This window comes from Verrucosispora sp. ts21, from assembly GCF_002879555.1.
Lineage (GTDB): Bacteria > Actinomycetota > Actinomycetes > Mycobacteriales > Micromonosporaceae > Micromonospora > Micromonospora gifhornensis.
The window spans coordinates 65946-76537 of the sequence record NZ_PNOZ01000028.1 but is presented as its reverse complement, the minus strand read 5'-3'; the positions used below and the strand labels follow the sequence as shown (position 1 = coordinate 76537).

8 protein-coding genes are annotated in these 10592 nt (G+C 71.8%); 6 read left to right on the top strand and 2 right to left on the bottom strand.

Going from position 1 to position 10592, the window contains the following annotated elements:
* Positions 1-80: 80 nt before the first annotated feature.
* Positions 81-1517, bottom strand: a complete 1437-nt coding sequence (locus tag C1A38_RS14650) for a TldD/PmbA family protein (protein ID WP_102658377.1) — start codon at positions 1515-1517, stop codon at positions 81-83.
* A 175-nt stretch (positions 1518-1692) separates the two neighbouring features.
* On the opposite strand from C1A38_RS14650, the gene C1A38_RS14645 reads away from it, so the two are divergent.
* From C1A38_RS14645 to C1A38_RS14625, 5 genes are read left to right on the top strand one after another with little or no spacing between them, the layout of a single operon-like run.
* Complete coding sequence (locus C1A38_RS14645) at positions 1693-2721, top strand: ABC transporter ATP-binding protein (protein ID WP_102658376.1); 1029 nt, start codon at positions 1693-1695, stop codon at positions 2719-2721.
* A complete protein-coding gene (locus tag C1A38_RS14640; protein ID WP_102658375.1) occupies positions 2718-3686 on the top strand; it encodes an ABC transporter ATP-binding protein in 969 nt (322 codons plus the stop codon). Before C1A38_RS14645 ends, C1A38_RS14640 begins: the two co-directional genes overlap by 4 nt.
* Before the next feature lie 11 nt (positions 3687-3697).
* Complete coding sequence (locus tag C1A38_RS14635; protein WP_233196831.1) at positions 3698-4675, top strand: ABC transporter permease; 978 nt, start codon at positions 3698-3700, stop codon at positions 4673-4675.
* 5 nt (positions 4676-4680) lie between these two features.
* The gene (locus C1A38_RS14630; RefSeq protein ID WP_102658373.1) at positions 4681-5667 is read left to right on the top strand and encodes an ABC transporter permease; all 987 of its coding nucleotides are present in this window, start codon (positions 4681-4683) and stop codon (positions 5665-5667) included.
* Positions 5668-5682: 15 nt separating this feature from the next.
* Entirely contained in the window at positions 5683-7425 is a 1743-nt protein-coding gene (locus C1A38_RS14625; protein WP_102658372.1) for an ABC transporter substrate-binding protein, read from the top strand.
* Between the two features lies 1 nt (position 7426).
* On the opposite strand, the gene C1A38_RS14620 is transcribed toward C1A38_RS14625, so the two are convergent.
* Complete coding sequence (locus tag C1A38_RS14620) at positions 7427-9571, bottom strand: S9 family peptidase (RefSeq protein ID WP_102658371.1); 2145 nt, start codon at positions 9569-9571, stop codon at positions 7427-7429.
* 86 nt (positions 9572-9657) lie between these two features.
* Between C1A38_RS14620 and mshB the strand changes: the two genes are divergently transcribed.
* The gene (gene mshB, locus C1A38_RS14615; RefSeq protein WP_102658370.1) at positions 9658-10584 is read left to right on the top strand and encodes an N-acetyl-1-D-myo-inositol-2-amino-2-deoxy-alpha-D-glucopyranoside deacetylase; all 927 of its coding nucleotides are present in this window, start codon (positions 9658-9660) and stop codon (positions 10582-10584) included.
* Positions 10585-10592 lie beyond the last annotated feature (8 nt).

Sequence of the window (10592 nt, the reverse complement as noted above, 5' to 3'; positions counted from 1 at the left end):
GAACGGCTCACTCCTCGCGCTCACGGTGCCACTCTTCGTTCGCGACTGCGGGGCTCGCAAGAACGGCTCACTCCTCGCGCTCACGCCTTGACTCCCACTCGGACGTTGCGGAAGCGGGCCGGGGCGGCCGGGTGGCCGGTGTGCCCGATCTGGCCGGGTTGGCCCTTGCCGCAGTTGGGCGTGCCCCACGGGACGATCTCGGAGGAGAGCATGTCCATCGAGCGCCAGAACCTCGGCCCGATGCCGGTGTACGTCGGGTTGCGCAGCATCCGCCCGCGCCGGCCGTTGCGGATCTCCCACCCGATCTCGCAACCGAACTGGAAGTTCAGCCGCTTGTCGTCGATGGACCAGGACCGGTTGATGTCCATCAGCACCCCCTCGTCCGTGGCGGCGATGATCTCGTCAAGCGTGTGCGGGCCCGGTTCCAGGCCGACGTTCGTCATCCGCACCATCGGCAGCCGCGCCCAGCCGTCGGCGCGTACGCTGCCGCCGTAGTCCAGGCCCGCGACGGCGGCCGAGTCCCGCCCGGCCAGCACGCCCACCCACCGCCCGGCGCGCACCGCGTCGCGCCGCACCGCCGGTGAGCCCTCGTCGTCGTAGCCGAAGCTGCCCAGTGCGCCCGGGATGGTCGGGTCGATCGTGATGTTCATCAGCTCCGAGCCGTACTGCAGCGAGCCGAGCTGGGCGAGGTCCAGCCACGAGGTGCCGGCGAAGGCCGCCTCCCAGCCGAGGATGCGGTCCAGCTCGATGGCGTGCCCGACCGACTCGTGGATCTGCAACGCCAACTGCTCGCCGCCGAGGATCAGGTCCGTCTCGCCGGCCGGGCAGAGCGGCGCGGTCAGCAGCTCCCGTGACTCTTCGGCGACGCGCGCCGCATGGGCGGTCAGGTCGAGCGAGTCGACAAGTTCCCAGCCGGTGGTGCCGTACTGGCCCCGGTAGCTCGGCCACGACCGGCGCTGCGTCTCGTTCTCACCGATCGAGGTGGCCGAGATGCCGCCGCCGCATTCGCGGATGTGCTGGTCGATGCGGTGGCCCTCGCTGGAGACGAACCACTTCGTGGTGTCCCAGACCTGGTAGAGCCCTTCGGCGAGGTCGGCGCCATGGTCGGCCATTGTGGTGGTGGCGGCCACCAGCAGGTCACCCTTTGTGGCCAGGGAGACGCCGAGTGGGTCCACCGTGCAGGGTGACGACCAGCTCGCGGTGGCCGGCGTGCCGGCGACGAGGTCGACTCTCGGGCCCGGCACCAGGCCACTCGCGGCGGCGGTCCGCGCGGCCCGGTGGCCGGCGTCGCGGGCGGCCCGGTCGGACAGTTCCGGTACGGCGTGGAAACCCCAGCTCGCACCGACCAGGGCGCGTACGCCCAGACCGACGCTCTCGTCCTGGGTCAACGCCTCGATCTCGCCGTTGCGCGCCGACATCGACTCGTAGCGTCGGTGCATCACCCGGGCGTCGGCATACCGGGCGCCCGCGTCGAGGGCGGCCTGTACCGCGGCGGATGCCGCGTCGAACTCGCTCATGATCCGACCCTAGGCGAGTCGCCGACAAACGTCAGCACAGTGGTGCGACGAGCGGGTCAGCGAGGCCGATCGGATGCGTGCGATCCTGTCCGAGCAGCAAGGGGTACGTAACTTATTTTCGGCTCTCACGTTTCTGCTGTAGTTTCCCTTCCTCGGGGGCGCGGAGGGAGCGATTGTGGTCCCTTATCTGTGCGTCGACGACCTACGGGTCAGCTTCACCGGCCGCGACGGGGCGGTGCGCGCCGTCGACGGTCTCTCGTTCGCGGTGCAGCGCGGGCGCACCCTCGCGGTGGTCGGCGAGTCCGGCTCGGGCAAGAGCGTCACCGCGCTGGCCGTCCTCGGTCTGCTCGACGCCCGGCAGGCCACCGTCGCCGGGCGGATCACCCTCGGCGGGCGTCAACTGGTCGGCCGACCGGAGGCCGAGGTGCGCCGGCTGCGCGGCCGGGACATGGCGATGATCTTTCAGGATCCGCTGTCGGCGCTGCACCCGTACTATCCGGTCGGTCGGCAGATCGCCGAGGCGTACCGGGTGCATCACCGGCGGGCCGGTCGGGCGCAGACCCGGCGACACGTGGTGGAGCTGCTCGGCCGGGTGGGCATAGCGCAGCCGCAACGGTGCTACGACCAGTATCCGCACGAGTTCTCCGGTGGCATGCGACAGCGGGCGATGATCGCCATGGCGCTTGTCAACGATCCGGCCCTGCTGATCGCCGACGAGCCGACGACGGCGCTGGACGTCACCGTGCAGGCCCGGATCCTGGACCTGCTGGCCGACCTCCAGGTCGAGTTCGACACCGCGATCCTGCTGGTCACCCACGATCTCGGGGTGGTCGCCCAGGTCGCCGACGACGTGCTGGTGATGTACGCCGGCCGGGCCGTCGAGCAGGGCAGCGCCGAGCAGGTGCTGCGCCGGCCGCAGCATCCGTACACCTGGGGGTTGCTCTCCAGCGTGCCGTCGTGGCACGGCGACCCGGCGACAGACCTGGCGGCGATCGCGGGCAGCCCGCCGAGCCTGACCGACGTGCCGGCCGGCTGCGCCTTCCACCCACGCTGCCGCTACGCCGCGGACACGAACGGCCGCTGCCGGGTCGAGCGACCCGAGTTGCGTAGCGCCGGGGCACCCGGCCACCGGGTGGCCTGCCACCTCGGCGACGAGCAGCGCGCCCGGCGGTACGCCCGGGACTTTGCCGGGGTGACGCGATGACGGCCGGCGAGCCGCTGCTGCGGGTGCGTGGGCTGACCAAGCATTTTCCGGTACGCGGCGGCCTGCTGCGGGCGGTGGATGGGCTGGACTTCGAGGTGCGGGCGGGCGAGACACTCGGCCTGGTCGGGGAGTCCGGCTGCGGCAAGAGCACCACCGCCCGGCTGCTGGTGCGGCTGTTGGAGCCGACCGGAGGGCGCATCGAGTTCGCCGGACAGGACATCAGCCGTGCCGGGCGGCGGGCGTTGCGTCCGCTCCGGCCGCAGATGCAGATCATCTTCCAGGATCCGTACGCCTCGCTGAACCCTCGGCACACCGCCGGCCAGATCATCGCGATGCCGTTACAGGTCAACCGGATCACTCCGCCGGGCGGCATTCGGGCCCGGGTGCGGGAACTGATGGAACTTGTCGGCCTGGACCCGGAGCACGACAACCGCTACCCGCACGAGTTCTCCGGCGGTCAACGCCAACGCGTCGGCATCGCCCGCGCCCTGGCGACCGGGCCACGGCTGGTGGTGGCCGACGAGCCGGTCTCCGCCCTGGACGTGTCGGTCCAGGCCCAGGTGGTCAACCTGCTGCGCCGGCTGCAACGCGAACTCGGCCTGGCGTTCGTCCTCATCTCCCACGACCTGGCCGTGGTCCGGCACTTCTGCCAGCGCATCGCGGTGATGTACCTCGGCCGGATCGTCGAGATCGGCGACCGGGACGACATCTGCCGGCGTCCGCAGCATCCGTACACCCGGGCGTTGTTGTCGGCGGTGCCGGACGTGGCGCGGCGCGACCGGGCCGGGCGGGTCCGGCTGACCGGTGAGGTGCCCAGCCCGCTGGATCCGCCGTCGGGCTGCCGGTTCCGGACCCGCTGCCCGAGCGCCCGTGAGCGGTGTGCGGTGCAGGAGCCGGCGCTGATCCGGCGCGACGGCGGCAACCAGGCGACCGCCTGCCACTTTCCCGCCGGGGCGTCGGCGTGAGCCTTTCGCCGGTGGACGGGACGCTGCGGACCGGGACCGGCGATTCGATTCCGGCGGGGCGGACGGTGGGCCGCTCACCGGGCCGACTCGCCTGGATGCGGCTGCGCCGCGACCGCACCGCCCTGGTCAGCGCGGCGGTGCTTGTGCTGTTCGTGCTGGTGGCGCTGGCCGCGCCACTGATCGAGGCGGCGTACGGCATCGGTCCGCACGACCAGTTCCAGCGCCGGCTGGACGGGTTCGGCATGCCCCTCGGTCACGCCGGTGGTGTCTCCGGTGAGCACTTCTTCGGGCTGGAGCCGGGGCTCGGGCGGGACATCTTCATCCGCCTGGTGTACGGCCTGCGTACGTCGTTCTTCGTCGCCTGCACGGCGGCGGTGCTCAGCACCCTGATCGGGGCGGCGCTCGGCGGGCTGGCCGGGTACCTCGGCGGCTGGCTCGACGCGGTGGTCAGCTGGCTCACCGACCTGACCCTGGCCATGCCCTTCCTGATCGTCGCGCTGGCCCTGACCCCGACCCTGGCGCTGCGCTTCTACGGGCAGCGCGACGAGGTGCCGCCGTCCTTCGGAGTCGGCGTGCTGATCGCAATCTTCGCCGTGTTCGGCTGGACCAGCACTGCCCGGCTGGTACGCGGGCAGGTCATCGCGCTGCGCGAGCGGGAGTTCGTGGCGGCGGCCCGGGCCAGCGGGGCCGGGCTGGGTCATCTGCTGGTGCGGCAGTTGCTGCCGAACACCTGGGCACCGATCCTGGTGTCCTTCTCGTTCGCGGTGCCGCAGTTCGTCACCGGCGAGGCGGCCCTGTCGTTCATCGGTGTCGGGCTGACCGAACCGACGCCCAGCTTCGGCCGGATGATCTACCAGAGCCTCGACTACCTGCAGACCGACCCGGCGTTCGTCCTCTTCCCCGGCGGCACGCTCGTCGCCCTGGTGTTCGCGTTCAACCTGTTCGGCGACGCGCTGCGCGACGCGCTCGACCCCAGGTCGGCGAGGTAGTCGACGTGCTGCGGTTTCTGCTGAAGCGGGCGCTCGGCGCCGTGCTCACCCTGTTCACGGTGAGCGTGCTGACCTTCCTGATGTTCTTCGCGCTGCCCCGCGACCCGGTCAGCGGCATGTGCCCGAAGAACTGCGATCCGCAGCGGCTGGAACGGGTCCGCCAGGAGTTGGGCCTGCGTGATCCGCTCGTCGACCAGTACGCGAACTACATGAAGGGCATCGTCGCCGGGCGGGATCTGGGTGGCGCGCAGGGTGGCCGCTGTGACGCGCCCTGCCTGGGCTGGTCGTACGTGAACAACGAGGCGGTCACCGACACCCTGGCCCGGGTGCTGCCGGTGACGGTGAGCATCGTCGTGCCGGCGGCGATCGGATGGCTGCTGCTCGGCGTCGGCCTGGGCATGGTCTCCGCGCTGCGTCCCGGCAGCTGGTGGGACCGGGCGGCGATCGGCTTCTCGCTGACCGGGGCCTCGGTGCCGTTGTACGTCGTCGGCGCGGTGCTGCTGCTGGTCTTCGTCTACACGCTGCGCTGGTTGCCGGTGCCGGCGTACACGCCGCTGGCGACCGACCCGTTGCGTTGGGCAGGCGGGTTGGTGCTCGCCTGGTACTCGCTTGCCTTCCTGTACTCCGCGATCTACGCCCGGCTGTTGAGGGCGCAGCTGCTGGAGACGCTGGGCGAGGACTTCGTCCGTACCGCGCGGGCCAAGGGCCTGAGCAACACCCGGGTGTACGGGAAACACGCGCTGCGCGCGGCCATCGCGCCGGTGGTCACCGTCGCCGGGTTGGACGTCGGCGCGGCGCTCGGCGGCACGGTGATCACCGAGACGACCTTCGGTCTGCCAGGGCTGGGCCGGGCGGCGGTGGACGCGGTACGCGCCGGCGACCTGCCGATGATCATGGCGACGGTGCTTGTCGCGGCGGTCTTCGTGGTGCTGGCGAACCTGCTTGTGGATCTGCTGTACGCGGCAATCGACCCGCGCGTACGGCTCGGCTGAACGGGTGGAGGCAACGTGAGATCACGCCTGGCGACTGCGCTGTGCACCGCGACCACACTGGTGACGGTGCTCGGCGCCTGCTCTGCGAACACCGGTGGGAGCAGCACCGTGGACACCGGCCGACAACAGACCGGGGTCATCGCCACCGACCCGAAGGACTCGTGGGGCCCGGCCCCCGAGGTGCCGGGCGCCCGGGCCGGCGGCACCTTCACCATCATCCGGGAGACACCCCTCTCCCACCTCGACCCGCAGCGGACGTACTCGTTCGCCGGCCTGATGGCCGCACCGCTGTTCGCCCGCTCCCTGACCACCTGGAAGGACGACGGCCAGGGCAACCTGGTGCTGGTCGGCGACCTCGCCGAGACGCCCGGCAGCAACGTCGAGGACGACTGCACGGTCTGGGAGTTCAAGATCAAGGACGGGGTGCGGTTCGAGGACGGTCGCCCGGTCACCGCGAAGGAGATCGCGTACGGCATCGCCCGCTCGTTCGACCCGGACCTCACCGGCGGCCCCACCTACCTGCAGGAATGGCTCGCCGACACGCCGCAGTACGACACCGCGTGGGATTTCGCGGCCAACCGCACCGCACTGCCACCGGGACTGACCACGCCCGACGACCGTACGCTGCGCTTCGAGTTCGCCCGGCCGCGCTGCGACCTGCCGTTCGCGGCGTCGTTGCCGAGCACCGCGCCGCTGCCCGCGGACCGGGACACCGGGATCAACCTCGGTCACGCGCCGTTCTCGTCCGGGCCGTACAAGGTGACCCGCTTCCAGGCCGGTGTCGAGATCGTGCTGGAGCGCAACGAGCACTGGGATCCGGCCACCGACCCGGTCCGCCACCAGTACCCGGACCGGTTCGTCTGGAGCTTCGGCCCGAGCACGGACACGGCGGCGAACCGGGTGATCGCCGACAACGGCGCCGATCAGGCCGCCCTGTCGTGGGACTTCGTCCCCGCCTCGCTCGTCTCCCGGGTCGCGGGCGACGCCGCGCTGCGGTCCCGGACGATCCTGTCCCCGACCCCCACCGCCAACCATCTGGTCATCAACAACCAGCGGGTCACCGACCTGCGGGTACGTCAGGCGCTCAACTACGCCATCGACCGGGAGGGCCTGGTCAAGGTGCTCGGCGGACCGCACGTGGCCGCGCCGAACACCACGCTCATGCCGCCGGCCACGATCGGCCACCGGGCGTACGACGCCTATCCGGCGGGCCCGAACGGCGATCCGGACCGGGCCCGGGAACTGCTCGGCGGGCAGACTCCGGAGCTGGTTCTCGGCGCTGCCGACAGTTCGGTCGAGCAGCAGCTGGCGACGCAGCTCAAGGGGAACCTGGAACGGGCCGGCTTCAAGATCACGATGCGGGCGATCCCGGACGACGCCAAACTCGACGAGATCAAGAAGCGGGACAACCCCTGGGACCTGTACCTCAGCTCCTGGGCGGCCGACTGGCCGAGCGGCGCGGCGATCCTGCCGGTGCTCTACGACGGACGCGGCATCAAGGTCGCGGGCAACACCAACGAGTCGTACTTCGACGACCCGGCGATCAGCGCCGAGTTCGACCGGATCCTCGCCCTACCACCGGCCGCGCAGGCACCGCAGTGGGCCGGCCTCGACGAGCGGATCATGCGGGAGCACGCGCCGGTGGTGCCGCTCTACGTCGACGTGGCATACCTCGTACACGGCTCGAAGGTGGGCGGTGTCTTCGTCTCCAGCGTCTTCGGCTACCCCTGCCTGATCGACGCCCACGTCAAGCCCTGAGCTACTCCAGGTGGGTGCGGAGGAAGTCGAGTTCCAGGCGGAGCAGGCGTTCGGAGATGCCACCGGCGGCCATGTGGGTCGCGCCGGGCAGCGGCAGCACCGAGTGCGGTCGGCCGGCGGCCAGCAACGCCGCCGAAAGGCGCAGCGTGTGCGCGGCCACCACGTTGTCGTCGACCATGCCGTGCACCAGCAGCAGCGGCCGGGCGTCGGCCGGGTCGGTGACCGGCTCGGCGGCCAGCTCGACGAGCGAGTGGTGGGCGTAGACGTCCAGGCCGTCGTCGGGCATGCCCAGATAACGCTCGGTGTACGCGGTGTCGTAGAGGGCCCAGTCGGTGACCGGTGCGCCGGCGATCCCGCACTTGAACAGCTCCGGATGGCGCAGCACCGCCAGGCCGGCCAGCCAGCCGCCGAACGACCAGCCGCGCACCGCCACCCGGTCCAGGTCCAGATCCGGATGCTTGGCGGCCAACGCGTGCAACGCCTCCACCTGGTCGGTCAGTATCACGTCCGCCACCCGCCGATGGATGGCCTTCTCGTACGACGGGGCGACGCCCGGCGTACCCCGGTTGTCGACCACCACCACCGCGAAGCCGGCATCGGCCCACCACTGCCGCTCCAGCCACGCCGCCCGCGCGGCCACCACCTCCTGGTGGCCCGGCCCGCCGTAGATGTCCAGCAGCACCGGCAGACGCCGACCGCTGACGTGGTTGTCCGGGTAGAGCACCGCCGAGGGCAGCCGCCGGTCGGTCACCCGTTCCAGCAGGGGCAGCGGGGAGTAGCTCGGGGTGGCGGCGAGCGACCGCAGGGTGGCCACCTCCCGGTCGCCCTGCTGGACGGTCCACCGGATCCCGGCGTGATCAAGCGAGGCGGTACCGATGACAAGCACGTCACCGCCGACCGCGGCGGTGTGCCAGCCCGAGTCGCTGGTCAGCCGGCGGGCGTCCACCCCGCCGCCGATGCTGGTGCGCACCCGGAACAGGTGCTGCTCGCTCGGCTCACCGTCGCTCGCCTCCACCAGCAGGTCCGCCGGACCGCTTATCGCGGCCAGCCGGCCGACCACCCGGCGTACGTACAGCGACGGCGGGGTGAGCAGGGTGCCGTCGGCGAAGAGGCAGCGGGCGTCGTACCCGTCGTGGGCGAGTTCGCCGCCGACCAGCACCCGCCCGTCCGGCAGGTGCGCCGGGGTGCCCGCGATCGGCTCCACCCAGCGCGGGTCGGCCAACTCGGCGTGCACCTGCGTCTCACCGGTACGCGGATCGATGGCGAGCACCAGCCCGTGCTGCTGCGCGCGGCGCAACACGGTGATCAGCGGCGGGCCCTCGGCCCAGTGCACCGCCGTCAGGTACGGGTAGGTCTCCCGGTCCCAGTGCACGTCGACCCAGCCGCCGTCGAGGTCGAGCAGGTGCAGGCTGACCTCCGCGTTCGGGCCACCCGCCACCGGGTACGCGACGCTTGTCGGCGGGCTTGTCGGCTGCGCCGGATCGTGCAGGTGCCAGTGCGGCAGGCGGGACTCGTCGACCCGGGCGGCCAGTACCGAACGACCGTCCGGCGCCCACCAGTAGCCCCGGTGCCGTCGGAACTCCTCGGCCGCGATGTGTTCGGCAAGTCCCCAGACCACCCCGGAGTCCTCACCGGCGAGGATGCTGTCGGTGCCGTCGGCGTCCACGACCCGCAACTGACCCCGGCGTACGCCGTCGGCCTCGTCGGTCACGTACGCCAGCCGCTGACCGGTCGGGTCCGGCCGGGGGTCGAGGACCGGCCCGACGGCGGGCACCTCGATCACGTCGCCGTGCACCAGGTCGGCCCGGAACAACCGGCCGGCCAGCGCGAACACCGCCACCCGCCCGGCGGCGTCGAGGGCGTACGAGCCGATGCCGGCGGCGGTCAGCCGGAGCCGCTCACGGCGGGCCCGCTCCCCGGGGCTCAGCGCGGCGAGGTCGGCCTCCGCGCCGAGCAGGGTCACCGGGCAGGCGACCAGCCACTCCTTGCCGGTGGCGACGTCCAGTTGCCACAGCGCGTCGGCCGGGTCCTCGGGGCCGTTGGAACGTAGGAAGATCACCCGGGCGCCGTCGTCGGCCACGGTGACGGCGCGCGGCGCCCCATGGCTGAACCGGCGGGTGCGGGCGGCCAGCTCGGGAAAGTCCACAGGCCAGATGGTAGGCCCGTGGGCAGCGCGATGTGACCGACCTGAGCGGACGCGTCAGGGCTGGCGCGGACAAACCGCCGGTTAGAGTGACCGTCGTGACGACGCTGCCTGACCGCCGCCTGCTGCTGGTCCACGCGCACCCCGACGACGAGTCCATCGGCACCGGTTCGACGATGGCCCACTACGCGGCCGAGGGTGCTCACGTCACCCTGATCACCTGCACCCTGGGTGAGGAGGGTGAGATCCACGTCCCGGAGCTGGCCGGGCTCGCCGCCGCCGAGGCGGATCAGCTCGGCGGGTACCGGATCGCCGAGCTGGCCGGCGCGTGCGCCGCACTCGGCGTCGCCGACCACCGCTTCCTCGGCGGGGCGGGCCGCTACCGGGACTCCGGCATGATGGGCCTGTCCACCAACCAGCATCCCCGCGCGTTCTGGCAGGCCGACCTCGACGAGGCCGCCGGTTACCTGCTGGAGGTCATCCGCGAGATCCGCCCACAGGTCGTCATCACGTACGACGAGAATGGGTTCTACGGCCACCCGGACCACATCCAGGCCAACCGGGTGACGATGCGGGCGATCGAGCTGGCCGCGCAGGAGGGCCTCGCCCCGGCGAAGGTCTACTGGACGGCGATGCCGCAGAGCGTCCTGGAGGCGGGCATGACGCACTTCGAGGAGTCGTCGGACAATCCGTTCGCCGGCATCATCGACGCGACCGAGCTGCCGTTCTGCACGCCGGACGAGCAGATCGCGGCGCGGATCGACGCCACCGAGCAGCATGCGGCGAAGGAGGCGGCGATGCGGGCCCACGCCACCCAGATCCCGGCCACCTCCTGGCTCTACACCATCGCCGGCAACTTCGGCGCCGAGTTCATGGGGGTGGAGTACTTCACCCTCGCGGTGGGGGCGAAGGGGCCGGGCAGCGGCCCGTACGGTTGGGAGTCCGACCTGTTCTCCGGGCTGGACGTCGGCGGGGCCTCCCAGCCGACAGCGGTCGTCTCGGCCGGTCAACGGTGACCTCGCCC

Excerpts from the sequence above, each read along its gene's own strand:
- C1A38_RS14650 (WP_102658377.1), bottom strand. The coding sequence starts at position 1,517 with ATGAGCGAGTTCGACGCGGCATCCGCCGCGGTACAGGCCGCCCTCGAC.
- C1A38_RS14640 (WP_102658375.1), top strand. The coding sequence starts at position 2,718 with ATGACGGCCGGCGAGCCGCTGCTGCGGGTGCGTGGGCTGACCAAGCAT.